The sequence below is a fragment of the Corynebacterium evansiae genome, from assembly GCF_027570065.1.
Classification (GTDB): Bacteria; Actinomycetota; Actinomycetes; order Mycobacteriales; family Mycobacteriaceae; genus Corynebacterium; species Corynebacterium evansiae.
Genome location: NZ_JAKMUT010000001.1, coordinates 66,861 through 89,786, shown reverse-complemented (window position 1 = coordinate 89,786; position 22,926 = coordinate 66,861). Strand labels below are relative to the sequence as shown.

Annotated in this window: 20 protein-coding genes and 1 tRNA gene; 8 read left to right on the top strand and 13 right to left on the bottom strand. The window is 64.6% G+C overall.

Going from position 1 to position 22,926, the window contains the following annotated elements; translation table 11 throughout:
* Positions 1–9: 9 nt before the first annotated feature.
* From L8V00_RS00390 to L8V00_RS00380, 3 genes are all read left to right on the top strand, one after another.
* Positions 10–720, top strand: a complete 711-nt coding sequence (locus L8V00_RS00390; protein WP_035002908.1) for a response regulator — start codon at positions 10–12, stop codon at positions 718–720.
* A 264-nt stretch (positions 721–984) separates the two neighbouring features.
* Complete coding sequence (locus L8V00_RS00385; RefSeq protein WP_338027522.1) at positions 985–2,334, top strand: amino acid permease; 1,350 nt, start codon at positions 985–987, stop codon at positions 2,332–2,334.
* A gap of 164 nt (positions 2,335–2,498) precedes the next feature.
* A complete protein-coding gene (locus L8V00_RS00380) occupies positions 2,499–3,479 on the top strand; it encodes a diaminopimelate dehydrogenase (protein ID WP_269943906.1) in 981 nt (326 codons plus the stop codon).
* Between the two features lie 97 nt (positions 3,480–3,576).
* Here L8V00_RS00380 and L8V00_RS00375 read toward each other — a convergent pair whose 3' ends face one another.
* From L8V00_RS00375 to L8V00_RS00365, 3 genes are all read right to left on the bottom strand, one after another.
* A complete protein-coding gene (locus L8V00_RS00375; protein WP_049048828.1) occupies positions 3,577–3,858 on the bottom strand; it encodes a hypothetical protein in 282 nt (93 codons plus the stop codon).
* A gap of 209 nt (positions 3,859–4,067) precedes the next feature.
* A tRNA-Thr gene (locus tag L8V00_RS00370) sits at positions 4,068–4,143 on the bottom strand.
* A gap of 83 nt (positions 4,144–4,226) precedes the next feature.
* Positions 4,227–5,477, bottom strand: a complete 1,251-nt coding sequence (locus tag L8V00_RS00365) for a DNA polymerase III subunit delta' (RefSeq protein WP_035002904.1) — start codon at positions 5,475–5,477, stop codon at positions 4,227–4,229.
* Positions 5,478–5,563: 86 nt separating this feature from the next.
* Between L8V00_RS00365 and L8V00_RS00360 the strand changes: the two genes are divergently transcribed.
* Positions 5,564–7,096 (top strand): adenylate/guanylate cyclase domain-containing protein, encoded by a 1,533-nt coding sequence (locus tag L8V00_RS00360; RefSeq protein ID WP_269943905.1) that lies wholly within the window; start codon positions 5,564–5,566, stop codon positions 7,094–7,096.
* Here the strand turns inward: L8V00_RS00360 and L8V00_RS00355 are convergent.
* From L8V00_RS00355 to cspE, 3 genes are all read right to left on the bottom strand, one after another.
* On the bottom strand, positions 7,093–7,995 hold the full coding sequence (locus tag L8V00_RS00355) for a CoA transferase (protein WP_239316538.1): 903 nt from the start codon (positions 7,993–7,995) through the stop codon (positions 7,093–7,095). The genes L8V00_RS00360 and L8V00_RS00355 overlap by 4 nt on opposite strands.
* A gap of 41 nt (positions 7,996–8,036) precedes the next feature.
* A complete protein-coding gene (topA, locus tag L8V00_RS00350) occupies positions 8,037–11,030 on the bottom strand; it encodes a type I DNA topoisomerase (protein WP_239316540.1) in 2,994 nt (997 codons plus the stop codon).
* A gap of 224 nt (positions 11,031–11,254) precedes the next feature.
* Positions 11,255–11,458 carry a transcription antiterminator/RNA stability regulator CspE gene (gene cspE / locus L8V00_RS00345; RefSeq protein ID WP_005292238.1) on the bottom strand — a complete coding sequence of 68 codons (204 nt, stop codon included), beginning with the start codon at positions 11,456–11,458 and terminating at the stop codon, positions 11,255–11,257.
* A gap of 264 nt (positions 11,459–11,722) precedes the next feature.
* Between cspE and L8V00_RS00340 the strand changes: the two genes are divergently transcribed.
* Together L8V00_RS00340 and L8V00_RS00335 are read left to right on the top strand one after the other, a co-directional pair.
* A complete protein-coding gene (locus L8V00_RS00340; protein WP_269943904.1) occupies positions 11,723–14,137 on the top strand; it encodes a DEAD/DEAH box helicase in 2,415 nt (804 codons plus the stop codon).
* 60 nt (positions 14,138–14,197) lie between these two features.
* On the top strand, positions 14,198–15,583 hold the full coding sequence (locus L8V00_RS00335) for a lipase family protein (RefSeq protein ID WP_269943903.1): 1,386 nt from the start codon (positions 14,198–14,200) through the stop codon (positions 15,581–15,583).
* A gap of 56 nt (positions 15,584–15,639) precedes the next feature.
* Here L8V00_RS00335 and L8V00_RS00330 read toward each other — a convergent pair whose 3' ends face one another.
* The 6 genes from L8V00_RS00330 to L8V00_RS00305 form a co-directional block, all read right to left on the bottom strand.
* Positions 15,640–15,963, bottom strand: a complete 324-nt coding sequence (locus L8V00_RS00330) for an Rv3654c family TadE-like protein (protein WP_035002899.1) — start codon at positions 15,961–15,963, stop codon at positions 15,640–15,642.
* Positions 15,964–15,995: 32 nt separating this feature from the next.
* Positions 15,996–16,304 (bottom strand): Asp23/Gls24 family envelope stress response protein, encoded by a 309-nt coding sequence (locus L8V00_RS00325; protein ID WP_035002898.1) that lies wholly within the window; start codon positions 16,302–16,304, stop codon positions 15,996–15,998.
* 151 nt (positions 16,305–16,455) lie between these two features.
* On the bottom strand, positions 16,456–16,815 hold the full coding sequence (locus L8V00_RS10080) for a DUF4244 domain-containing protein (protein ID WP_420840013.1): 360 nt from the start codon (positions 16,813–16,815) through the stop codon (positions 16,456–16,458).
* A gap of 134 nt (positions 16,816–16,949) precedes the next feature.
* On the bottom strand, positions 16,950–18,101 hold the full coding sequence (locus L8V00_RS00315; RefSeq protein ID WP_269943902.1) for a type II secretion system F family protein: 1,152 nt from the start codon (positions 18,099–18,101) through the stop codon (positions 16,950–16,952).
* Between the two features lie 15 nt (positions 18,102–18,116).
* A complete protein-coding gene (locus tag L8V00_RS00310) occupies positions 18,117–19,298 on the bottom strand; it encodes a TadA family conjugal transfer-associated ATPase (RefSeq protein ID WP_269943901.1) in 1,182 nt (393 codons plus the stop codon).
* 22 nt (positions 19,299–19,320) lie between these two features.
* A complete protein-coding gene (locus tag L8V00_RS00305) occupies positions 19,321–20,526 on the bottom strand; it encodes a CpaE-like family protein (protein WP_269943900.1) in 1,206 nt (401 codons plus the stop codon).
* Between the two features lie 154 nt (positions 20,527–20,680).
* Between L8V00_RS00305 and L8V00_RS00300 the strand changes: the two genes are divergently transcribed.
* On the top strand, positions 20,681–21,517 hold the full coding sequence (locus L8V00_RS00300) for an HAD family hydrolase (RefSeq protein ID WP_049050295.1): 837 nt from the start codon (positions 20,681–20,683) through the stop codon (positions 21,515–21,517).
* 9 nt (positions 21,518–21,526) lie between these two features.
* Here the strand turns inward: L8V00_RS00300 and L8V00_RS00295 are convergent, their stop codons facing one another.
* Positions 21,527–22,312, bottom strand: a complete 786-nt coding sequence (locus L8V00_RS00295) for a Fic family protein (protein WP_269943899.1) — start codon at positions 22,310–22,312, stop codon at positions 21,527–21,529.
* A 118-nt stretch (positions 22,313–22,430) separates the two neighbouring features.
* On the opposite strand from L8V00_RS00295, the gene L8V00_RS00290 reads away from it, so the two are divergent.
* Positions 22,431–22,916 (top strand): phage holin family protein, encoded by a 486-nt coding sequence (locus tag L8V00_RS00290; RefSeq protein WP_269944065.1) that lies wholly within the window; start codon positions 22,431–22,433, stop codon positions 22,914–22,916.
* The last annotated feature ends 10 nt before the right edge of the window (positions 22,917–22,926 follow it).

The window sequence follows — 22,926 nt, the reverse complement described above, 5'->3', positions numbered from 1 at the left end:
TAACCCATCATGGAAAGTAGCTCCCCCACACGAATCCTCGTAGTCGATGACGACGCATGTGTACTCACGGCATTAAAGCACTACTTCTCTGTCGCCAAAGACATCGAGATCGTAGCCGAAGCCGAGAACGGCGCCGTCGCCCTCGAACAGATCGAGCGACTAGGGGGAGACCTCGACCTCGTGTTGGCGGACATCCACATGCCAGAGGTCGGCGGAATCGAGCTACTCCGCACCCTGCAATCTCAGGACAATCCCCCTGTGTTCGTCGCCATGACTTCCATGGACACCGACGAAACGATGCTGGAGATCCTCACCAGCGGCGGCGCGGGATACATCATCAAAAGCGCCCGCCCCGTGCAATTCATCCAAGCCGTCCGGGACGCGATGAACGGCGGCACCGCCGTCTCTCCCGAGTGCCTTTCACGCCTCGTGGACTTCATCCCCGAACGCTCTGTTGGCGGGGCAGCTGTGCAGGCGGGGAAGTCGGCGTCACCAAATAAACAAGAGCAACCCGGCGCGGCGCCAGACCCGGAAAGCATCCCGGAAGGCGAGCGCACCACCCTCCAGCTTCTAGTCCAAGGGCACTCCAACGCGGAGATCGCGAAGGAGGCGCTCTACGCGGAATCGACCGTGAAGAAGCACGTGTCTTCGCTGATGAAGCGCTTCGGGGTGGACTCGCGCCTGCGGCTCGCGATCAGCGCAATCCGCGCGGGGTACTAGCCTAAAACTCTTACGCGGGGTATGAAGACCGGTGTTCCGTGGCGCCTAGTCTGATCCGAGTCTGGTTCAAGGCCGGTCCAAGACTAGTCCAAGGCGGAGGCGCATTTGGCCACACCGTATTCTTAAGGAATGAGCTCTACCCCCTCCACCTCCTCAGATACCGCCAGTTCACACGCGAACTCGCGCACCGGCGATGACAAGCTAGGCAGTGACAAGCTAGGCGATGACAAGCTAAGCAATGGGCTGAAGGTCCGCCACCTCACGATGATGGGCCTGGGCTCCACCATCGGCGCTGGGTTGTTCCTAGGCACCGGAGTAGGCATCGAAGCCGCCGGACCAGCCGTGCTGCTGGCCTACATTGTGGCGGGTTTCATCGCGATCCTCGTGATGCAAATGCTGGGCGAGATGGGCACCGTCATCCCCGCCTCCGGCTCGTTCTCCGAATATGCAGAACACGGCATCGGACGCTGGGCTGGCTTCACTCAGGGGTGGATTTACTGGCTCGCCACGGTGGCGGTGCTCGGCGCCGAAATCACTGGTGCGGCGAGTTTTATGGGGGCATGGTTCGGTATTGACGCCTGGATCCCCGCCGCCGTATGCGTAATTTTCTTCGGAGTGGTGAACCTCCTGCAGATCCGTGCCTTCGGCGAGTTCGAGTTCTGGTTCGCGTTCATCAAGGTGGCGGTGCTAGTAGCTTTCCTGGTCATTGGGTTCCTCCTGGTCTTTGGTCTCCTGCCCGGGCATACCTTCATCGGCACTGAGGTGTTTACCGCCGATGGCTTTATGCCCAATGGTGTGGGCGGTGTGGCCACGGCAATTCTGGCTGTGGCATTTGCCTTCGGGGGCATCGAGGTGGTGGCCATCGCCTCTGCGGAATCCGAGAATCCCCAGCGCTCGCTGATCAACGCGGTGCGCTCCACCATCACTCGAATCTCGCTGTTTTACTTGGGTTCGGTGCTGGTGATTACCTTCCTGCTCCCCCACTCCTCCCTAGGACAGGCGGAAAGCGCAGCCGATAGCCCCTTCACTAGGGTGCTGAATCTGGCCGGGATTCCGGGCGTGGTCGGCTTCATGGAAGCCATTATTGTTCTGGCGCTACTGTCTGCCTTCAATGCGCAGATCTATGCCTCCAGCCGCATGATGTTCTCCCTGGCCAATCGTCATGAGGCACCCCAAATTTTCACCCGTGTAGACCGTCGAGGCGTTCCCGTCGCCGCGATCATTCTCTCGGTGTGTTTGTCCATCGTGATGGTGGTTCTGAACTACCTGGATACCGGTTGGCTACTGACGTTTATGCTGAACTCCGCGGGTGCCTCCCTGCTGATCGTTTGGACGTTCATCGTCGTCTCCCAGCTGCGTCTGCGCCACCGCCTGGAACAGCACGCGGGCGGCGCATTGCCGATCCGCATGTGGGGCTTCCCCTGGCTGACCATCGCCACGCTGGTTGTGCTGGCGGGGCTGGCGGTTCTAATGCTAACGGACCCGGGTTCCCGGGTGCAGCTGTTTTCTGCAGCGACGATGTTTGCGATCTTGGTCGTGGCCAGCTTCGCCAACTCCGCCATCCGTGGGTTGAGCCCCTTCGAGAAACTGGCCCTGCCCTCCTCCTTCCAATAGAGCTCGCCGCGGATGCACCAACAGCACGGCTAAAGGGGCAGGTAGTGACAGGTAGCGAAAGGAGGATAGGCTGGATCTAAATACGGTATCCAATTACGGTTCCCCGTCTTCCTGTCGGACGAGCGTCGCGCCCGCACAGGGACATCTAGAAAGGACTCCCCCGCATGATTCGCACCGCCATCATTGGCTATGGAAACCTGGGTCGCAGCGTTGAGAAGGTTATTGCCGACCAGCCCGACATGGAACTCGTCGGTGTGTTCTCCCGCCGCGATTCCCTCGATACGCAGGTCCGTGTTCTGCCAGCTGCGGACGTGGAAAAGCACAAGGATGAGGTGGACGTGCTCTTCGTCTGCCTGGGCAGCGCCACCGATGTACCAGCGCAGGCCCCCGAATTGGCCAAGCACTTCACCACAGTCGATACTTACGACAACCACGGCGAGATCCCGAACTACCGGACGGTAATGGATAAGTCCGCGCAAGAAGGCGAGAACATTGCGATGATTTCCACCGGTTGGGATCCGGGCATCTTTTCCTTGAACCGTGTACTCGGCGGAGCGGTGCTGCCGGGAGCCGACCAGATGACGTTCTGGGGGCCTGGACTCTCGCAGGGGCACTCCGATGCAGTGCGTCGCGTAACCGGCGTGGCCAAAGGTGTGCAGTACACCAAGCCAAATCCGGAGGCTATCGAGGCCGTGAAGCGAGGCGAGGGCGCGGATCTGAAAGCCAACGAGTGCCACCTGCGCCACTGCTTCGTGGTGGCTGAGGAGACCGGCGATGCGGCGGCGGATGAGAAGTTGAAGGAGCAGATCCGCGAGGCAATCGTGACGATGCCGGACTACTTCGCGCCCTACGAGACGATCGTGGAGTTCATCTCCGAAGCTGATTTCGAGCGCGACCACCAGGGCATGCCACACGGCGGGCAAGTGATTACCCGCGGCCAGGCGGGCACTTCCGGTCACGTGATTGAGTTCGGCTTAAAGCTGGAGCGCAATCCCGACTTCACCGCTGCGGTGCAGGTGGCCTACGGCCGCGCCGCCTGGCGCATGCGCCAGGCTGGCGAGACGGGCGCCCGCACGGTCTTCGAGGTAGCACCTTACCTGCTTTCTGCGGAGCCTCTGGACGACCTGGTAGCCAAGAAGCTGTAGCATCCAACACAAAACCCGACCTCCGCCTGCTGGCATTCCCGCAGGTTGGACGGTTTTTAGTGGAGTGGCTTACGAGAATCGAACTTCCGACACCGGGTTAAGAAAGACTGCCGGATGGCCCTTCGGAGTTCTGAAGGCCAACTAGGTTGTAAATAACGGCCCAGATAAGTCCCAGCGGTGCAAAGAGGGGGAAGCGCAGCCACGCCGGGGTGTTTTCGAAGATTGTGTTCAGTGAGCCAATCGGGGACTTGGTGTTCGGAGTTTCTGCAGCCTGTACTTGGGTGGTGGGGGTGTGGTTTTCGGCCTGGGCAGGTGCGGCGAGACCTGCGGTGACAGTTACAGCGGTAACGCCGGCGATGAGCGACTTGCGAATCTTCATTGGGGAAGAATCCTTTCTGAAGGAGTTCGGGTAGAGATGTGCAAAAACCTTCTTTGCCCCGGAGTGCGGCTCTATGAATTATTGGACGCAGACTCGTGAGCTTGGAAGTGCTTTGTCTACCCAAACGCTTATAAGCGGCGAAACGTTAGCAGTCGCTAGCAATCAAAATGTCCCACAGCAAACTGTCAATAATGCTATGGGACATCACATGGAGCCGCTTGCGAGAATCGAACTCGCGACCTTTTCATTACGAGTGAAACGCTCTGCCGACTGAGCTAAAGCGGCGCGTACATTAAGTACGAAGCGTTATCCTAGCCGACGCAAACCCTGAGCACCAAAACGCCACCTGGGGTTAGCCCGGATACCCGCTAGGCCACCCCACAGCACTGCTGCAGGCGCCCCGCCATCGCATCCAGCGCCACCTCAGGCCGCACGTTGTACCCCAGCACCTCGCGGCATTCCATCACCGCATCGATGCAGCTCACCAGCGCCGACGCACTATTACGCCGCGCCAGTTCCTTCGACGTCGCCGCCATGTCCGGGTGCTGGTGGCCGCCCACCGGCACGCCATCGCCTTCCACCGCGCCCGCGGCCTGCAGCATCGCATCGCGGTACAGCCCGGCAATGTCGATCAGCGCCAGGTCAAGCGAGTCGCGGGTTCTTCTGGTGCGCCGGTTCTTCTGTTCTTTTTCTAGCTCTTTCATTCTTCCGGACGCCCCCCGCTGAGCCTTTGCAGCACCCTTGCCTTTCGCGCCCACGCCGAGGCTGCTCTCCAGTTCCTCACGCTCCCGCTGATCCAGCTTTTCCAGCTCGCTGGCGGCCTCTTCCTCGGCTTTCTTCACCAGCTCGGAGGTGAAGCGGTACAGCGCGTTGGGTTCGTACACCAGCTGCGGCAGCTTCAGCGCGGTGGCGCGTTTGGTGCGGGCGGCCTCGTCGCTGGCCAGGTGGCGAGCCCTTCCAATGTGTCCGGCCGAGACGTCGGCGGCCCATTGGGCTTGGGTTTCATTGAGGCCTAAGGTGGCGTCACTAAGCAAAACCCCCTTGACCGCCGCCGGCGAGGGAGTGGGCACGTACACGTGGCGGCAGCGCGACCGTAGGGTGATCGCAATATCCGAAGGGTCGGTCGAGGGCGCGCACAGCAGGAAGACGGTGCGGGCGGGCGGCTCCTCGACGGACTTCAGCAAAGCGTTGGCGGCGGCATCGTTCAGGCGGTCGGCATCTTCCACAACCACCACGCGCCAGCGGGCGACGGTGGGCATGTTTGCGGCCTCGTGGATGGCGCCGCGGATCTCGTCGACCGTCAGCACCACTCCCGTGGTGGAGACCCACAGGATGTCCGGGTGCGTGCCCGCGGCCGCGCTCCGGCACTGGTCGCACTCGCCGCAGCCACCGTGCGGGCACACCAACGCGGTGGCGAAGACCTTCGCCGCGATGGATCGCCCCGAGCCGGGCGGGCCGGTAAACAGCCACGAGTGGGTCATCGCCTGCGGATCCTCCACGGCCCTCTGCAGCGGGCGGCGGACGGACTCCGCGGTGATGCGCCCGAAAACCCCCGGCGCCTCTTCGGCGGCGGTGGCCCGGGTAGTGGCCGCGGTAGTGGCCGGCGTGGTTTCCGTCATGGTTACTCAGTGTAGCTACCGACAAGGACAGACAAGGACAGGGCAGACGCACCCGGCGCGGGACGACGTGCGTTAATCTGAAGGGCATGAAACAACTGCTGCGCTACCTCTCGTGGGCCTGGGGAACCTCCTGGCCCTTGTACGCAGCAACCGTTCTGGCCACGAACGTCATCGGCGCGACCGCCGTGGCGACATTCCTGCGCTTCTTCATCCCCCTGCCCGCCGCGCGCGAATTGACGAGCCCGGATACCACCATCGCCTCGCTGTACCTGATCTACTTCGGGGTGGCCGTGGTCGCCGGCATCGCGATGACGTTGTACTTCTTCGCCCCCGTGCTGCGCTGGCAGCGCACGCCCCAGGCCTACGACCCAAACATGGTGCGCGACCTGGTACTGCGCATTCCGTTGCTGCAGACCGTCACGGGCATTGTGCTGTGGGGCATCGGGGTGGTGCTGTTCACCGTCGTGGCCTGGCGGCATAGCACCGAGTGGGGCATAACCGTCGGAGTGACGGCCACGCTCGGCGGAATGATGGTGAGCCTGATGACGTACATGGAGGCCGAGCGCCTGGTGCGCCCGGTCGCCGCGAAGGCGCTGGCCAAGGGCGCGCCGGATCACTCGCGGCTCTCCCCGCTGTCGCATCGCCTGATGACTACGTGGGCGCTGACCTCCGCCGTGCCCGTGCTGGGCATGGTGCTGCTGCTCTTCGCTGCGGCCACCGAGTTCTATCCAGAAGACTCCGGCGGCATCATCCCGGCAATGCTGGCGCTGGCGCTGACCACCCTGCTGACCGGGTTCATGGGCACCACACTGTTCTCCATGGCCGTGGCTGACCCGATCCGCGAACTGCAATACGCCATCAACCGCGTGCGCCGCGGCAAGGTGAACACGGACGTGCGGATCTACGACTCCTCGGAGATCGGAGTGCTGCAGGCCGGCTTCAACGAGATGATGCGCGGTTTGCAGGAGCGCCAGCGGGTCTCGGACCTCTTCGGCCGTTACGTCGGCACCGAGGTCGCCCGCCGTGCGCTGGAGGAAAAGCCAGAGCTAGGCGGCGAAACTCGGCACGTGGCCGTGCTCTTCGTGGACGTGATCGGCTCCACCGGGTTCGCCACGGAGAAGGAACCGCAGCACGTGGTGAAGGCCCTCAACGAATTCTTCGACCGCGTGGTGGAGGTCGTGCACGCCAACAAGGGCATCATCAACAAGTTCGAGGGCGATGCCGCGCTGGCCGTGTTCGGTGCGCCTCTGCCACTGGACGATGTGGCCGGCCACGCCCTGGCCGCCGCCCGCGAGCTGAAGGCGAAGCTGCAGGGGCTGGAGTTCGCCGCGGGAGTCGGCGTGGCCGCCGGGTCCGTCGTCGCGGGCCACATCGGCGCGAAGGATCGCTTCGAGTACACCGTCATCGGTGACGCCGTAAACCAGGCCGCTCGCCTGACGGATCTGGCGAAGAAGACCCCCGGGCAGGTACTGACCAGTGCCGCGACCCTGCGCGCGGCCAACGAGGCTGAGCAGGCCCGCTGGACCATGATGAAGTCTGTGGAGCTGCGCGGCCGCCGCGAGATGACGCAGATCGCCCGCCCCATCCGCGCGACCTTGGCCGACCGTTCGGAGGCTTAGGCCCCGCGCCGTACTGCGGCGATGGGGAGGTTTCTTTTCGACGCCACCTCGTCCCACCACGCCGCCGTCTTCTGCCCCACTGCCGCGGCCAGCTGCTCGGCGGTGATCCCCTTGGATTGCAGCTGCTCGGCCGTGGTGCCCTCCGGCAGCAGGCCTTCGGCGTGCAGCGCCTCGATGAGGCCGACGAAGAAGTGCGGTTCCAGCGCGGCGATAGCCACCCAGCCCCCACACTCGGCCTGGTAGAGGCCGTAGCCCGGCAGCAGGCCACCCAGCAGGGTGTCCGGGCCGGTCAGGCGGAAGCGGGCGGGCGTGGCGAACTCCGTGGCCATGTCCGCCAGGGCGACCTCGTGGTAGCTGCCCTGGCCGGTGGCGCTAGCCTGCCACAGGGCTGCCAGCGCCTGCGAGACGGCGCGTTCCGCGCCCGCCAGGTCGGCGATGGGAACTACGGGCATGACGGGCTCATCGCCGTTGAAGGAGAGGGTGCCTGCGTGAGCTTCATAGGTCAGGTCGTGGCCGGCAACGTCGACGTGCTCGCCGGAGTGGCCGACGATCGCCACCTGCGCCAGGGACGGGTAGCGTGCGTGGAGGTCTTCCCAGCCGAGCCCCAGTCGCTGCAGCGAGGCGGGGCGGGAGCTGGTGAGCAGCAGGTCCGCCTCTGCCAGCAGTTCGTGTAGTTCCTGCAGGCCAGATTCCTGCTTCAGGTCGATGCTGCGCACCTCCTGCCCCTCCACCAGGTGCTGGTAGTAGGGCTCGCAGTACAGGCGCATAGGGTCGGCGGCCTTGCCGGGGCCTTCGACCTTGATGACGGTGCCTCCGAGCTCGTGCAGACGCTTGGCGGCGACGGGGCCCGGCAGGTTCGGGGCCAGGGTGACGACGGTGAAGTTCGGGAGCTGGTTCATACTTATGAACGTATCAGTTCCCGCCCAAAAGTAAGGGCGATTTAGCGAGACTTCTTCACCGTGCGCTTGGTGAGTGTCGGCGGCTTCTTGGCGGTCTTCTTCGCCGACTTCTTGGTCGTCTTCTTCGTCGTTTTCTTGGCCGACTTCTTCGCGGCCTTGCGGCTCGACTTCGCAGGTGCCGAGCCTTCGGCTGCCTGCTTGGCGCGCCGCTCCGACAGCAGCTCATTCGCGCGGGCGTCCGTCATCGTCTCCGGGGTATCGCCCTTGCGCAGGGAGGCATTGGTGGTGCCATCCGTGACATAAGCACCGAAGCGACCGTCCTTGACGGACATCGGCTTGCCGGACACGTCGTTATCACCCAGCTGCTTCAGTGGCGGCTGCGCGGCCGCGCGACCACGGCGCTTCGGCTCGGCGTAGATGCGCCGGGCCTCGTCGAGGGTGATCGTGAAAATCTGCTCCTCGTTGGCCAGCGAACGGGAGTCCTTGCCCTTCTTGAGGTAGGGGCCGTAGCGGCCGTTCTGGGCGGTGATCACTTCGTTGTCGCTCGGGTCGACGCCCACCTCACGCGGCAGGCTCATGAGCTTCAGGGCCTCTTCCAGCGTCACGCTGGCTGGCTCCATGCCGCTGAACAGGCTGGCGGTCTTGGGCTTCAGCGTCTCCTCGACGATCTGCTTGACGCGCTTTTCCTTCTGCGCCTGCGCGGTCTTGGTCTCGCGGCTCAGCGGCTTCTTGCCCTCTGCCTCGCGCTCGCGATCCTGCTCATCGCGCTCGGCCTCCCAGACCTTTACGGCCTCCTCGGCCACGCGGGATTCCTCGTCCTCGCCGAGCACCTCGGTGACGTAAGGGCCGTAGCGTCCCTCGCGGGCGACGATGGTGCGCCCGTTGGCCGGGTTGGTGCCCAGCTCTCGGCCGCCCTGCGGGGTGGCGAAAAGCTTCTCGGCAACCTCCAGGGTCAGCCCGTCCGGGGTCATGGATTCCGGCAGGTTGGCGCGCTGTACCTCCGGCTCGGTGCCCTCCGGTGCCCCTTCCGGCACCGGCTTGATGCGCTCCAGGTAGGGGCCGTAGCGGCCCACGCGGACGACGATCGGCACGCCGTTCTCATCATCGAAGATGTGCAGGGAGTTCACCCGGCGGGCGTCGATCTGCTCCAGGTTGTCGCCCACGATGTGCTTCAAGCCACCCAGTCGGGGCACGACCGCACCCGGGGCATCCGGGCGGGAGCTATCGCCGAAGTAGAAGCCCTTCAGCCAGTTCACACGGTCCTGATCGCCCGCCGCGATGGCGTCCAGCTCGTCCTCCATCGCGGAGGTGAAGTCGTAGTCCACCAGCGCGCCGAAGTTCTGCTCCAGCAGGCCGACGACGGCGAAGGCCACCCACGAGGGCACCAGTGCGTTGCCGCGCGGCAGCACATAGCCGCGGTCCTGGATGGTGCGGATGATGGAAGCGTAGGTCGACGGGCGGCCAATGCCCATCTCCTCCATCTTCTTCACCAGCGAGGCCTCCGTGTAGCGGGCCGGCGGGTTCGTCGAGTGGCCGTCGGCGGCCACGTCGCGCGCGTTCAGCTCGTCGCCCTTGGTCAGCTGCGGCAGACGCTTCTCCGCGTTATCGGCCACGTCGCGGCCATCGGCGGTGCGGCTGACCTCCACGTAGGCCTTCAGGAAGCCCGGGAAGGTCAGGGTGCGGCCGGTTGCGGTGAACTCGCAGGTCTCGCCCGACTTCGCGTCGCCGGCGACGGTGACCTTCATGGACTGGCCCTTCGCGTCGGCCATCTGGGAGGCCACGGTGCGCTGCCAGATCAGCTCGTAGAGCTTGAACTCCTCGGCATCCAGCTGATTGCTCAGCTGGCCGGGGGTCTGGAAGGTCTCGCCCGCCGGGCGGATCGCCTCGTGAGCCTCCTGCGAGTTCTTCACCTTACGGGAGTACTGGCGCGGGCCATCGGCCACGAACTTCGCACCATAAAGCTCCTTGGCCTGCCTGCGGGCGGCCTCGATACCGGCGGTCGACAGGGTGGTCGAGTCGGTACGCATATAAGTAATGTGGCCGTTTTCGTACAGCCGCTGCGCAATGCGCATCGTGCGTTCCGAGGTGAAGCGGAGCTTGCGGCCAGCCTCCTGCTGCAGGGTGGAGGTCATAAACGGCGGGTACGGGCGGCGGGTGTAGGGCTTTTCCTCCACCGCCGTCACGGCGAACTCCTGGCCCTGCAGCCCGTCGGCCAGGGACTTCGCCTTCGCCCCATCCAGCACAAATGTTTCCTTGGCACCGGCTTTCAGCTTGCCGTCGTCGCCAAAGTCACGGCCCTGGGCCACGCGCTTGCCAGCGACCGTTGCCAGCCGTGCTTCAAAGGAGTCCGGGGCGGCGTCATCAAGAGAAGAAGAAACAGCATCTACCACGCCGAACGTGGCGCTCAGGTCCCAGTACTCCGCGGCGACGAACTTCATTCGCTCGCGCTCGCGCTCCACGATCACGCGGGTAGCGACGGACTGCACGCGACCGGCGGACAGGCGCGGCATGACCTTCTTCCACAGCACCGGGGAAACCTCGTAGCCGTACAGGCGATCCAGCACGCGGCGGGATTCCTGCGCATCGACCAGGTCGTAATCGAGCTCGCGAGTGTTCTGCGCGGCCTCGAGGATGGCGTTCTTCGTGATCTCGTGGAACACCATACGGCGCACCGGCACCTTCGGCTTCAGCACCTCGAGCAGGTGCCACGCGATAGCCTCACCCTCACGGTCGGGGTCCGTCGCCAGGTACAGCTCGTCGACCTGCTTGAGCTTGGCCTTTAAGTCGGAGACCTTCTTTTTCTTGTCCGGGCTGACGACGTAGAGCGCCTCGAAATCTTTATCGACGTTGACGCCCAGACGCGCCCACGGCTCCTTCTTATACTTGGCCGGTACGTCCGCCGCGCCCCGGGGAAGGTCACGGATGTGCCCGACGGAAGCCTCGACGATGTAGTTCGGCCCCAGGATCGGGGCGATCTTCTTGGCCTTCGTCGCCGACTCAACGATCACTAGACGCTTGACGTCATCGTTTGCCATCGGTTGATTTCACACATCCTTCAAAATTTAAAGTTTGCCGGGTGCCATTGTTTATACAGGTTTTTTGCAATGGTTCTTTCCGGGGGCCACTTACGCATTTCTAAGCGACAGTACGCGGTTTACGCAATTTATTTGCAACCGGGGTGGGCGCGGCCTTAACCGGCGAAGCCCCCGCCGGGGCGCGAGGTGCACCGCGGAGGGGGCTTGCTAAAACCCTACGGGTTTTAAAGAGCCGTGACGTTCTGAGCCTGCGGGCCCTTGGCGCCCTCGCCGATCTCGAACTCGACCTTCTGGTTCTCCTCGAGGGTGCGGAAGCCGCTGCCCTGGATCTCAGAGTAGTGGACGAAGACGTCGGAAGATCCGTCGTCCGGGGCGATGAAGCCAAAGCCCTTCTCCGCGTTGAACCACTTGACGGTTCCCTGTGCCATGAATTTCTACCTATCTTGTTGAATCTGTCCGGCGCAAGTCTTCTGCGACCACCAAACGCCGAGGTCGGAAGATACTTCGTTTCCAACCCAATCGGCCCAAAACCCAACGAGACCCCACCTCACGCCGAGGCGAGCGGAAAAGTTCCGAGGATTTTAATAACCACACGACAGTCTGCCACGTTGCGGGTTAAACATTCGGGCGAGTTTGGATTCCGCAGGACAATAACTTGTATCCACCCCCTAATGGGTCTAGAACTACTGTTAATGTCCGACCCCACGCCCCCTACCCCAGACTCAGCGCCCGACGATCCCGCAAGCGGCACGGCAGGCAGCCCGGCAAGCAGCCCAGCGAGCAGCGCGGCGAGTAGCGCGGCGCCGTCGTTCGGCGAGGAACTTCTGGCCGATCTGACGCCCGAGTTTCCGCGCTCCACCGTCACCCATACGCGCACCATCCCCGCCCGCCCATCGCAGACGGCGCAGTGGCCGGACTGGGCGGACGAGACTCTGGTGGAATACCTGCACGAGCAGGGGATTTCTACCCCGTGGTCGCATCAGGTGGAGACCGCGAACCACGCGCACGCGGGGCGGGATGTGGTGGTTGCCACCGGCACGGCGTCCGGAAAGAGCCTCGGCTACCAACTCGCGGCCTTAAGCGACCTGGCTACGGCGAGCACCGCGACGGCCCTTTATATTGCGCCGACGAAGGCCCTGGCGCAGGACCAGCGGGCGGCGCTGGCGCGAATGTGCGCGGGCGCGGCGAACCTGAATGACATCATGGTGGCCACCTACGATGGCGACACTCCGCCCGAGACGCGGCGGGTGATCCGCGACCAGGCGCGGGTGATTGTGACGAACCCGGACATGCTGCACGCCTCGATCCTGGGGAATCCGCAGTCGTGGAGTCGGCTGCTGCGCACGCTGCGCTATGTGGTGATCGACGAGTGCCACGTGTACCGCGGGGTGTTCGGCGCGCACGTGGCGATGGTGCTGCGGCGGCTGCTGCGGCTGTGCGGGACAGCTCCGACGATCGTGCTCGCATCCGCGACCAGCGTGGATCCGGCCGCGCACGCGCGTCGGCTGACGGGACGGCCTGAAGTGGTGGCGGTGACCCACGACGGGGCGCCCGCGGGCGAGCGGACCGTCGCGCTGTGGGAGCCCGGGTTCCTGCCGGACGTGGAGGGCGAAAATGGCGCGCCGGTGCGGCGGGCGGCGAACTCCGAGGCCGCGGACGTGATGGGGTTGGCGATCGCCCAGGGCGCGCGGACGCTGACCTTCGTGCGCTCCCGGCGCGGCGCGGAGGTGGTGTCCGTCGCCGCCGCGGAGAAGCTGTCGGCGCTGGGGCGCAGCGCGGATGCGGTGCGGGTGGCGGCATATCGCGCGGGCTACACCCCGGAGGATCGCCGCGAGCTCGAGCGTCGCTTCGACAATGGCGAGCTGCTGGGTATTTCCTCGACGAACGCGCTGGAGCTGGGCATCGACGTCGGCGGGCTGGACGTAGTGGTAACCAGCGGCTTCCCCGGCACTATCGCCAGCTTCCGGCAGCAGGCCGGGCGCGCGGGCAGGCGCGGGCAGGGTGCGCTGGTGGTGCTGGTCGGCGCTGACGATCCGATGGATACGTACCTGCTGCACCACCCGGAGGCTTTGCTGGACCGGCCGGTGGAGAACACTGTTTTCGACCCGACGAACCCCTACGTACTGGCCGACCATGTGGTGTGCGCGGCGGCGGAGAAGCCCCTGTCCGATGCGGAGGTGGCGCACTGGGGTGCGGAGCGGGTGGTGGAGCACCTGCTGCGCCAAGGAGCGCTGAAGCGCAGGCCGCGGGGTATTTTCGCAGACCTGAAGGTGGCGGAGCAGGTGCATTCGCGGGTGTCGATCCGCGGCGGGGCGGCGGCTCAGGTGGCGATCGTGGAGGCCGACTCCGGCCGGTTGCTGGGCACGGTGGATCAGTCGCGCGCGACGTCGGACGTGCACACCGGGGCGGTGTACATGCACCAGGGCGAGACGTTCGTGGTGCAGCTGCTGGACCTGGAGGAATCCGTGGCGTGGGTGCGGCCGGAGTTCCCGGAGTACACCACCCAGGTGATCCGCGATACCGACATTGCGGTGCGCCGCACCCGGGGGACGCGCAAGGTCTGCGACGGGGTGTGGCTGGCGGATGTGGACGTGGAGGTTTCGCACGCCGTCAACGGTTATCGGAAGCGCCTGCCGGGTGGTGAGATCTTGGAGACCGTGCCGCTAGACGTGCCGCCGGAATCGCTGCGCACCCGCGCGGTGGCTTACACCGTGGATCCGGATGTGCTGCTGGATCTGGGGCTGCCGGAGCCGACGTGGCCGGGGACGTTGCATGCCGCGGAGCATGCGGCGATTGGCCTGTTGCCGCTGATTGCGACGTGCGACCGCTGGGATATTGGTGGCGTTTCTACCGCTTTGCATTCGGATACGGGTCTGCCGACGGTGTTCGTGTACGACGGCTATGCGGGTGGCGCGGGCTTCGCCGAACAGGGCTTTGCGCGCTTTGCCGAGTGGATGGCCGCCACCGCCGAGACCGTGGAGACCTGCGAGTGCGAGTCCGGCTGCCCGTCTTGTGTGCAGTCGCCGAAGTGCGGCAACGGCAACGATCCGCTGTTCAAGGCGGGTGCGGTGTTGTTGTTGCGGGCACTGGCCGGGGCGGCGGGTTAGTTCACTGCTTTTTCTTGAGGACGCCCACATCTCAACCCGCCCGAGAATATACTTTCCTGCATGAAGTCTTTTTCTGGGAAAAATCACACTGGTTTCCGACGAGGTTTTAAGGCGAGTATCGCCGCCACGATGTCCTTGGTTGCGTTGTCCGGGATGGGCGGGGTGGCCACCGCGCAGTCCGCGGCGCCGTCTGGGTCGGCGCCATCTGGCGTAGCTTCCTCTGCACCAGCGCCGTCTGGGCCGCAGTCGAGCGCTTCCGCGCTGGTCAACAAGGGCGAGCCGATGCGCACCCCAGCTCCCTTCGCGGGCAGCCCGGTGGATAGTGGGCTGAAGATCGGCGCGGTTCCAGCTAAGGCGGGGGCGCTGATGAACACTGTTCCGCTTGATCCGGCGGTCGGTTTGTCTGCGGCTGGCCAGCAGTTCCGCTTTAGCTACTCGACGACCAACCAGCACGGGACGGTCTCGCCTTCCACCGGTGCGGTGTTCTTCCCGAAGGGCAAACCTCCGGCTGGGGGCTGGCCGGTGCTGGCGTGGGCACATGGAACGGTGGGCTTGGCGGATCAGTGCACTCCGTCGATGAATCCGCGTTCGCAGCGTGACCAGGACTATCTAAACCATTGGCTCAACCAGGGCTATGCGATCGTCGCCAGCGACTATGCGGGGATGGGCACCGAGGGACTGATGAGCTACCTCAACGGCAAGTCCACTGCCGCTAACGTGGTGGATTCCGTGATCGCCGCGCAGGATCTGCCTGCGGTGAAGCAGGGTGGCCAGAAGATTTCCCGCAACTGGGCGGTGATTGGCCAGTCCCAGGGTGGCGGCGCTGCCCTGCACGTCGGGCTGCGAGCAACGGAGCGGAGCCAGCAGGCGAACCTGAACTTCCTGGGCACGGTGGCCACGGGCGCCCCGGCCTATGTGGAGGAAATCGTGTTGGCGGGCAGCCCGACCTTCCCGCCGGTGCCCCTGCCAGCTGGTTTGAACACCTACGCGATGTATATTGTCGCGGCGTTCCGGGAGGCGAACCCGAACGTGGATGTTGATTCCGCTTTGACCGACGAGGGCAAGCGCATGGTGAAGGCTGCCGAGGATTCTTGTTATCCGGAGCTTTCCGAAGCCCTGAAGGGCACCAATGTCGCACGGGCGTTTTCCAAGCCGCTCCGCGAGGTGCCGGGGCTGGAACCGGCGCTGCGAGAGTTCATGCAAACTCCTGCGACGGGCTACGACAAGCCGGTTTTCCTGGGCCACGGCTTGAAGGATATGGACGTACCCACTCCTATCGGCATCATCTTGAACACGGACATGTGGATCAACCAATTCGTCGGGGATATGCGCAGCCGTAACCAGCGGGTGGAGGTGCACTGGTATCCCACCGACCACGGCGGGACTGTCCCCGCTTCGCAGGTACACTCCACCCCGTTCCTGGCGAACTTGTTCCGCAACGCTTAGCCCGCGCAAGCACGCCTTCGCGCCCACGTTTCGCACCCCCTTAGCAGTGCGCCCGGCTACTCTGCAGGCCCGGCGATGGCCTGCGCTTTCTGCGGGAGGATGCGGGAGTTCGATCCCATGCGGGTGGTGACGTCCACCGTCACGAACTCGCCTTTGACCTCGCAGCTTTCCACGTCGGCGCCGTTGGCGCCGGCGATGCTTCGCGCCGTATTGCACGGCTCACCCTCGCCCGTCTGCACCACCATCGCCGCCGAGAGCGCGGCCAGGTCCGCGGCCGTGCTGGCCTGCTCCTTGTGACCCAGCATGGCGCTGCCGATAGCCAACAGGGAAACCACCGACAGGACGCCGAGCGTGATCATCGCCCCATAGACGGTGCTCATCTTTCACCCCTCGTCATCTAACTCGATCCCCTCTATTCCCCGTCCGGCTCCACCAACGTGACAGCCTCGCCGTGAACGTCGAACAGCGCCCCGTCCTTGGTGACTTTCACCCGCACAAGTGGCGATTCCGCACCGCCTTCGCGGGATGTGGCGACTTCAGCGGTGGCGTCAATCTGCCTGGCGAGCGCAACCCCATCGCCGCCACGCGCTTCGACCCGGGCGACGGTCCGCGCCAGCGATTGCGCCGAGGCTGCCTGCGACATGGTGACCAATCCCGCGGCGGATCCACCGGCGACGAGCGTTATGGCGGACAGGACGATGGCGCCTTCGACTGTGTTCATGTTCGTTCCTGGTTAAAGATTCTTGTGCGTAATTCGTGATGTGTGTTTCGTGGTGTGTGTTTTTATTGACGCCCCCACGCGCCCGAGCCTTGAAGAGCTCAGGAGCGCGGGGCGTGGTGTGGCCCCGGCGGCTAACCAGGAGCCTTCCGGGCTACTTTGTGTTCAGTGCCCTATCGAAGATTCCGCTGAGTGCCTGCTCCACGGTGTCCGAGGTAACGACGGTGTACAGCAGCGCCCCGAGGGCGGCTGCCGCCACGCAACCCAAAGCGTATTCCACTGTGGACATTCCCTTATCATCTGCGTAACGACTATAGACAGCGCCGATAATCTGGTTCCACCAACGAGTGATTGGGTGCAGGTCAGAATATGTTTCTTCCGCGATTCCAGTGCTCGGGTCCGTCTTGATCGGCGCAGCCTGGAATTGCTCTGGCGCCGCAGTCGGTGTGAAAGCGGTTGAGGTGGGTGTAGCTGGAGTGAGAGTGGTTGGAGCGGTGATGGTTGGAGTGGTCATGGTCAGTGTCCTTCCCCGGCGGCACGAGAGGCGCGCCGCCGTGTTGAGTGAGTTGTGTTTGGTAGACGTCGGATGTCGGTGTGGGCTGCTTTCCCCCGGGAGTGGCCCTCACCTCACGTCGGTGCCCATAGCTCCTAGAGCGAGGCCATCCCGATGGCCAGCGGTATCAAGCCGACGAAGACGAAGGCCGGGAGGAAGCAAAGGGTCAGTGGTGCCGCCAAGGCGATCAAGACCTTCTCAGCTCCGGCGGTTGCCTTGTCGGCGGCAACGCGGCGAAGGTGTTCGGCCTGTTGATGCATTCCATCGGCGAGCGATGTTCCGGCGCGGGTTTGCTGCGCCGCTTGGCGGGCGATAGGGCCAAAGAGGGCATGCTCGGCTAGCGTAAGCCAGGCGTCTTTTCCCCCACCGAGGTTCAGCAGCGCCATGGCGCGGCCGAGTTCCCCTTCCCCATCGTGTTCACCATCGTGGATTAACTGCCCCACCCCCACGTCCCAGGCTGGCAACAATGCCTTTCCGGCACGCAGCGCAGCCGCGGAAACGTCGAGGGCGCGGGCCGCGTCCAGCGGACCCAAGGGTGTGGAGCCGGCGGGTCCGGCCCGCACACCCACTCCGCCCAGCGGTGATGTGGTCAGCGATTCGCTCAGATGCTCCGTCCACAGGGTGCCTGCGCACACCAGCCCCACCCCGGCCAAGAAAAGCAGCACTCCCAGCACATTCGTCAGCAGGAAAGTCAGCGTGCCCAGCCCGCTGCTCTGCCCCAACGCCACCGCGCCGATCGGCAGTGCCAGCAGCACCGTGACCGTCAGCCGCGCGCCCGCCGTCGCGGAGGTGGACTTCGAGATGTGCGCCAGCTGCGCATCAATGTCCGTCACGTGCGCCCGGGCCAGCGCCGCCAACCCCACGCCGTGGCGGTGGGAAATGCCCCAGATGTGGAATAGGTGGGCAAGGAAGCTAGGGGTGCCACTGCCCGGCGCGGCGCCAGCAGACCCTGCACCCGGCGCGGCGCCAGCAGACCCTGCACCCGGCGCTGCGCCCAGACGCACCTTCACGCAGGCGACGTCCAGCTCGTGACGCAGCGCCTCGGATTTCAACCCCTCAGCCGCGTGTTCGACAGCCTCCAATGGTCGGGCACCTGCGGCCACTTCGCGGGAGATGGCATCCACTACATCGCGCACCTCGGCCAGGGTTTTCATCTGCCGACGGGTTTTCATCATCCGCCCCACCACGATCTTGAGGGTGAAGGCCACCATCAACGCGGCCGCCACCACCGCCAGTACCGGAATCATATTTCTCTCCTCCCTTCAGCCCAGCTCATCGCAGAACTCCTCGAATCCCCCGCGGGCACCATCGCGCCAGTGCCACAGCACCTCGATGCGCGCCCGCTCGTCGCCGACCAGCCGCCCGATGTGCGTCAGCCGTCGCCCCTGCTCCGTGCGGGAGACGTGCAACACCACGTCTATGCCGTCAATCACCTGGCGGGTCAGCGCGATCCGATCCAGCCCGGCCATCGCTCCCAGCGCCTCGAGCCGCCCAGGCACGCTTGCGGGATCATTCGCATGGATAGTCCCCGCACTGCCCGCATGCCCGGTGTTCAGGGCAACCAGCAGGTCCGCCACTTCAGGGCCGCGGATCTCTCCCACGACGATGCGGTCAGGGCGCATGCGCAGACTCTGCTTCACCAGTACAGTCATGGAGATCGCGCCTGCCCCTTCCGCATTGCCCTCGCGGGTCGCCAGCGCCACCACGTGAGGATGGTCAATCAGCAGCTCCGGGGTGTCCTCCACTACAAGCAGCCGCTGGTCGTAGGCCACCTCCGCCAACAGTGCGGCCAGCAGGGTGGTCTTCCCTGCGCCCGTTCCGCCGCTAATGAGGATGTTCCGCCGCGCGCGAACGATCCGCCGCAGCACGCCCGCCATCTCTTGACTTGCCAGGCCACCTTGCACCAGCGCATCCAGAGAGTTCTGCTGCCCTTTAATCGCGCGCAAGCTAATACAACTGCCGCCCGCCGCCGGCGGAGCCAGCAACGTATGCACTCGAATTGCCTGCGCCGGCACGTCCGGAGGCAGCTCGCGCAGCACCCCATCGGCGAAGGGCCGGGCTTCGTCCAACCGCTCCCCGCACATCGTCGCCATCCGCACCGCTAGGTCGCGTGCAGCTTCCACGCCGATCTGCACCCCGTCTATAGGCTGCATACCCTCGCCGCGATCGGCCCATACGCTGCCATCGCCGTTGAGCACCACGTCCGTCACCTGCGCATCCTGCAGCGGCCCCGCCAGCGGCCCCAGCCCACTGAACTCTCGCTGCAGAGTCCGCACGTTCTCCACGCTCGCCTTCCCGATCAGGTGCAGGCTGCGCGAAAGGTCGCGCTCGTCCGGCCTACTAATCCCCTGTTCAGCTAGGTCGTCGCGCACGATCGCCAGCAGCCCGCGCTCCGGTTCCGGCTGGCTGTTCTTGTTCTTTTTCCTTAGTGACGCCACCTGCATCTCCCCCCGTCCCTGTTATCCCCTAGCTCGCGATTGACAGCGCACAGTTGCCGACGATGTGCTGGATTTTCTCCCATACCTCGCGCACCGGCCCGCGAGCGCGGTCGTGCTTCAGCGAACTTTCGATCCAATACTCGGCCTCGCCCCGGTCCAGGGCGGGAGTGCACTGGTCGTCGTGGCGAATCACTGCCACCGGAACCTCGTCCATCATCATCGCGGCGACAGCCACAGAGGTGGAAGCACCGGGAACTTCCCGCAACACGATCAGCGGCTTGGTTCGGTCGTTTTCCAGCATTCTGTTCCGCAGCGCGCTGGCGGCGGTCGCTCCCTGGATGGTTAGGGGTGCCACCAGGATGTGCACGTCGGGCTCCCCTTCACCCCACTGCTCCTGCCATCCGGCGCTCGCGCTATCGGCCACTGGCAGGCTGCGGCCACAGTCCACCACCAGGTCATCCGCATGCATCAACCCGGCTAGCTGGCCCACGTCCAATCCCCTACCGCCGCTGTGCGCCCCGAAAGTCGGGTAGCGGTCGGCGTAGATCACGGGAACGGCTCCGCCATCCGCGCTGATCTTCTTGCCGCCCGCGCTGTCGAAGCCGAGCATCAGCAGGTGGCTGCGCAGCTGGTCGAAGTCGCAGTCGGCGGGGATCTGGTTGCGGGTCAGCCCCGGCCGCCGCTCTTTGCCCAGCACCAGGTCCAGGCCGCAGGAATGCGGGTCGGCGTCCAGCAACACCGCAGGCCTTCCCTCGCAGGACATGTAGTAGGCCAGCTGCGCTGCAAACAGGCTGGATCCCGCACCACCTACGGCGGAGCTCACCGCGATGCGCACGGCGTCGTTCGAACCAATCATCTCCGCCAACACCATCGCCCCGCCGGCATCCAAGGTAGGCTCCAGCTGATCCACGCGGATCGCCCGCACCAGCCGGTGGCGGGTCAGCTCGCTCTCCCTATCACTCAGCACGATCGCCGAGTTCTGGCAGGTAAACCCGTCTTTCCGATCTAGCTCGCGGAGGAGGTTCGCCTCAAACTCCTCCGTACCATCGTGAATGATCATCGGCCGGCGGGTCACCGCCACGACCATGCGCGCCTCGTTGTTCCACAGCGGATCCGCGATGTCCACGATCACCGGCCGAAGCTGTTCAGTTCGCTCCCGCCCCTTCTTCCGTGCTGCCGCTTTTGCCTTCTTGGCTACTGCTTTGCTCTGCTTCGCTGACTTCCCTGCGCCCATGAACCAAAGGCTCCCAGCTGCACGCTGGTAAAAGTACCCCTGATTTTTTGGCTGTGGAAAAGTCGGGTTGGCGTCATAAAAAAGGGTCTAGACCCTGTGAATAACCCGAAACGCAACAAGATTAGAGTGACATAAGTGGTGCAATTTGACTAGAATGACGCATGTGACTCAGCACCAGGACCCACCGCGCACACCGGGCGCAGAGCGAGTTTTGGCCATCTTCGACCTCGATAAGACCATCATCGACACGTCGGCATCCCTGGCCTACCGCCGCCCGATGGCCGAACGCGGCCTGCTCAACACCGGTGAGGTGCTGAAGATGATGGCGATGCTGGGCAACTACATGCTCTCCACCCACTCTGAGGAGGGCCTGGAATCCACAAAAGAGGCCCTGACCAGGATCATCAAGGATCGCGAATCCGAGCCCCTGCGCCAGGTCGCCCAAGACGCCCTGCAGGAAGTCATCACCCCGTTCATCTACGCCGAGGCGCGCGAACTGATCGAATGGCACCGCAAAATGGGCCACCGTATCGCCATCGTGACCGCCTCGGCCTCCGTCATGGTGCAGCCCATCGCCAAGGAACTCGGCGTGGACCACCTGTTCGCCACCGAACTGGAGGAAAAGGATGGGCGCTTCACCGGTGCCGTCACGCACTTCAACAAGGGGCATGCGAAGGTCGAGCGCATCCTAGAGCTCGCCCGCAAACACGGCTATGACCTAGGGAAAAGCTACGCTTATTCTGACGCCGCCACAGACATCCCCATGCTGAAGCTGGTGGGCAACCCGGTTGCCGTGAACCCGGACCGTCCCCTGAAGAAGCAGGCGACGGAGGCCGAGTGGCCGATCCGCCAGTTCGTCCGCCCGGAACCACTGTTCCCGCAGGCAGCGGTGATCGCCGGGGCGGGCGCCACCCTGGCGCTGCTCGGCATTGCCGCGACTGGTCTGGCGATGTGGTGGCGCGGGCGCGAGGAAGGTTCAGACGAGGCCTAGCGGCTACTTCTACTTCGCGTCCGCGATCGACTTGCCCTCCAGCGAGCCCTCGGACAGGCCCGTGGCGTGGAAAACAATCCACTCGGCCACGCCTTCCGGGGTGCCGCTGGCGAATCCCTCAGCCTTTGCCTGGTACTCGTCGCGCCGACGGTTCCACCAGACCTCCGGCACACCCAGGCCGCGCGGATCCAGGCCGGTGGCGATAGTGGCCAGGCGGGAGCAGGCGCGGGCGGTCACGCCGGTGGCGTCCGCAAAAGGCTGCAACGTCAGCAGCTCGCCGTGGATCACCGCAGACAGCACCGTCGCGTTCACCTTGGTGCCACCGGTGATGAACTTGCCCAGCAGCTGCAGGCGCGCATCCGTGGAGCGGCGCGGCCGACCCGGCACCAGGAACTCCGCATCCCCCGCGGCCTTCTGGCGAAATGCAGGGTCGGACATCTGCGGGCTGGCAACCGCGTTGATGCGCGCCATGATCTGCAGTGGGGCGCGCCGCCAGGTAGTCACCGTCTCCGTCACACCGTCCGGCGCCAGCAGCTCCGCGGCGCGCAGGGCACCGGCTAGGATCGGATCCTCCACCTGGCCGTCCTCCGGCAAACGCGGGGAACCACCGTCCAGCTGCGCCGAGGCACGCGCCCCGCGCAACACCGATTCCGCACCCGTGACATCCCAGCCACGCAGGTTGGCGGGGTGGCGGTGCAGGCGCGCCAGGTGGTCGTTGGCTTGGGCCACAGCGTCCGGCACTCCGGGCAGTTCGGCCAGTCCAGCAAGTGGGTCTTGCACAGAATTGTCAGACATATTTAAGACAATAATGCACCCGCGCGCGCAATCTTCCCCGTGGTCTGGCAAACTAGGGGGAGTCAATTAGGTGTAACCCCCAGGAGTTTTAACAGTGAGCAAGAACGATCACGATGGCATGTTCACCGATCGCGATAGCTTTAACCCGAAGGTTAACGCTATCCCGCTGTCGGATGTAGATACCCATGCCAAGGGTCAGGCCAGCATTAGTGATCTGGTGAAGGATGCCTCTGCGCAGGTTTCCTCTCTGGTTCGTTCCGAGGTCGAGCTGGCAAAGACCGAGATCGCTACGTCCGCAAAGAAGGCCGGCATCGGCGTGGGCCTGTTCGGCGCTGCCGCCATCATCCTGGCCTACAGCTCCTTCTTCCTCTTCTTCACCATCGCCGAGGCGCTGGATACCTTCATGTGGCGTTGGGCGGCCTTCCTGGTCGTCTTCCTGTTCATGCTGGTTCTGGTTGCCATTCTGGCTCTGGTTGGCCTGAAGCAGGTCAAGGGTGCGAAGAAGCCGGAGAAGACCATCGAGTCCGTCGGCGAGCTAAAGACCGTGATCCCGCAGAAGGGTAAGAACTCTTCCGCCGCGCGTCGCCCGGGAATGTACACCTAAATTCCTCGCG

Excerpts from the sequence above, each read along its gene's own strand:
- cspE (WP_005292238.1), bottom strand. The coding sequence starts at position 11,458 with ATGGCACAGGGAACCGTCAAGTGGTTCAACGCGGAGAAGGGCTTTGGC.
- L8V00_RS00375 (WP_049048828.1), bottom strand. The coding sequence starts at position 3,858 with ATGAAGATTCGCAAGTCGCTCATCGCCGGCGTTACCGCTGTAACTGTC.
- L8V00_RS00295 (WP_269943899.1), bottom strand. The coding sequence starts at position 22,312 with ATGTCTGACAATTCTGTGCAAGACCCACTTGCTGGACTGGCCGAACTG.
- L8V00_RS00335 (WP_269943903.1), top strand. The coding sequence starts at position 14,198 with ATGAAGTCTTTTTCTGGGAAAAATCACACTGGTTTCCGACGAGGTTTT.
- L8V00_RS00315 (WP_269943902.1), bottom strand. The coding sequence starts at position 18,101 with ATGATTCCGGTACTGGCGGTGGTGGCGGCCGCGTTGATGGTGGCCTTC.
- L8V00_RS00390 (WP_035002908.1), top strand. The coding sequence starts at position 10 with ATGGAAAGTAGCTCCCCCACACGAATCCTCGTAGTCGATGACGACGCA.
- L8V00_RS00325 (WP_035002898.1), bottom strand. The coding sequence starts at position 16,304 with ATGAACACAGTCGAAGGCGCCATCGTCCTGTCCGCCATAACGCTCGTC.
- L8V00_RS00330 (WP_035002899.1), bottom strand. The coding sequence starts at position 15,963 with ATGAGCACCGTCTATGGGGCGATGATCACGCTCGGCGTCCTGTCGGTG.
- L8V00_RS00340 (WP_269943904.1), top strand. The coding sequence starts at position 11,723 with ATGTCCGACCCCACGCCCCCTACCCCAGACTCAGCGCCCGACGATCCC.
- L8V00_RS10080 (WP_420840013.1), bottom strand. The coding sequence starts at position 16,815 with ATGACCACTCCAACCATCACCGCTCCAACCACTCTCACTCCAGCTACA.
- topA (WP_239316540.1), bottom strand. The coding sequence starts at position 11,030 with ATGGCAAACGATGACGTCAAGCGTCTAGTGATCGTTGAGTCGGCGACG.
- L8V00_RS00305 (WP_269943900.1), bottom strand. The coding sequence starts at position 20,526 with ATGGGCGCAGGGAAGTCAGCGAAGCAGAGCAAAGCAGTAGCCAAGAAG.
- L8V00_RS00385 (WP_338027522.1), top strand. The coding sequence starts at position 985 with ATGATGGGCCTGGGCTCCACCATCGGCGCTGGGTTGTTCCTAGGCACC.
- L8V00_RS00365 (WP_035002904.1), bottom strand. The coding sequence starts at position 5,477 with ATGACGGAAACCACGCCGGCCACTACCGCGGCCACTACCCGGGCCACC.
- L8V00_RS00310 (WP_269943901.1), bottom strand. The coding sequence starts at position 19,298 with ATGCAGGTGGCGTCACTAAGGAAAAAGAACAAGAACAGCCAGCCGGAA.
- L8V00_RS00380 (WP_269943906.1), top strand. The coding sequence starts at position 2,499 with ATGATTCGCACCGCCATCATTGGCTATGGAAACCTGGGTCGCAGCGTT.
- L8V00_RS00290 (WP_269944065.1), top strand. The coding sequence starts at position 22,431 with ATGTTCACCGATCGCGATAGCTTTAACCCGAAGGTTAACGCTATCCCG.
- L8V00_RS00360 (WP_269943905.1), top strand. The coding sequence starts at position 5,564 with ATGAAACAACTGCTGCGCTACCTCTCGTGGGCCTGGGGAACCTCCTGG.
- L8V00_RS00300 (WP_049050295.1), top strand. The coding sequence starts at position 20,681 with ATGACGCATGTGACTCAGCACCAGGACCCACCGCGCACACCGGGCGCA.
- L8V00_RS00355 (WP_239316538.1), bottom strand. The coding sequence starts at position 7,995 with ATGAACCAGCTCCCGAACTTCACCGTCGTCACCCTGGCCCCGAACCTG.